The sequence below is a fragment of the Parasphingomonas puruogangriensis genome (assembly GCF_036663635.1).
In the GTDB taxonomy this organism is placed as follows: domain Bacteria; phylum Pseudomonadota; class Alphaproteobacteria; order Sphingomonadales; family Sphingomonadaceae; genus Sphingomonas.
Map to the genome: position 1 here is coordinate 1 of NZ_JAXOJI010000029.1, position 1,293 is coordinate 1,293.

The window sequence follows — 1,293 nt, forward strand, 5'->3', positions numbered from 1 at the left end:
TCATTCGAACTTTCGGCACGAGCCACACCGAGCACGCGAATGCCGCGCGCGGCCATTGCATCGACTGCGGCCATCATCTTTTCACATTCCGCCTTAGGGAGGCGACAAAGTTCGGCGATTGCTTCGGGTGCACCCTTTGCGGCGACAATAAATGCGCCCTCCGCCTGCCAAATATTGGTCATAGCAAGCAGGTCGGGCCGCAGGCCATAGCTGTGCGCCAGCGTCGCAGCGGGCCTAGCTTCCGCGCGGCTCGCTGCGTGGATGGCGATTTCCATCGGGTCGAGCGGTTCGGCGGCGCTGGCCAATATGCTCGTATCGATCACCGCACTGAACGCGTCGTCCAATGCTTTGTCTGCGCTCACAGCGGCGGTTTCACCCGACGGCATCCATAGTTCGGCGACCGCCATGCGATTTTCAGTCAATGTGCCAGTTTTATCGGTGCACAGGACCGTGGCCGAACCAAGCGTCTCGATTGCCGAGGCACGCCGTGTCAGCACGCCTGCCTGCCCGATCCGCCACGCGCCCATCGCCAGAAAAATCGTCAACACGACCGGAAACTCTTCGGGCAATAGCGACATACCGATGGCGATCCCCGCCAGCAACGCATCGATCCAGCCACCGCGAAGCAACCCGTAAAGCAGCACAACCAGGACCGCCACCGATCCGCCACCGATGGCAGCGATGCGCACAATACGCGTGGTTTCGGTGCGCAGGCGAGGCGCTTCGCTATCGAGCGTGGCGAGCGACTGCCCGATCTTTCCGATCTCACTGAGCGCGCCCGTTGCAATCACAAGCGCGGTGCCGCTGCCGCGCGCAACCAGTGACCCCGAATACAGATAAGGTTGGTCTTCGCCGCCAGGCCGGTGTTCGCTCTCCGCCGCGTCTGCGGAACCGACAATTTTGCCGACCGGAAGCGATTCACCCGTCAGCAGCGATTCATCGGCTTGCAGGTCGCTGGCGGCAATCAGGATGGCATCGGCGGCAACCCGGTCGCCCTGCTCGACGACGATGAGGTCGCCGCGCACGACCTCCCGTCCCGCAATGCGGATCCGTTCGCCGCCGCGAATGACGAGTGCGCGCGGCGCTGACAGGTCGCGCAACGCCTCAAGCACATTCTCGGTACGCGATTCCTGAATGACGGTCACCGCAACCGAAAATGTCGCGAAGGCCAGCAGGATCAAAGCTTCGGCCAAATCGCCGAGCAGCAGATAGGCGACACCGCCAAGCAACAGCAGCGCCAGCATCGGTTCGCGCAACACTTCGCCGATTATCTTTGTATACGAACGGCGACCC

General features: G+C 62.5%; 1 protein-coding gene. It reads right to left on the reverse strand.

Annotation, left to right across the window (positions count from 1 at the left end; genetic code table 11):
- Positions 1-1,293, reverse strand: a 1,293-nt coding sequence (locus U1739_RS20950) for an HAD-IC family P-type ATPase (RefSeq protein WP_332710554.1), incomplete at both ends; no start/stop codon positions are given.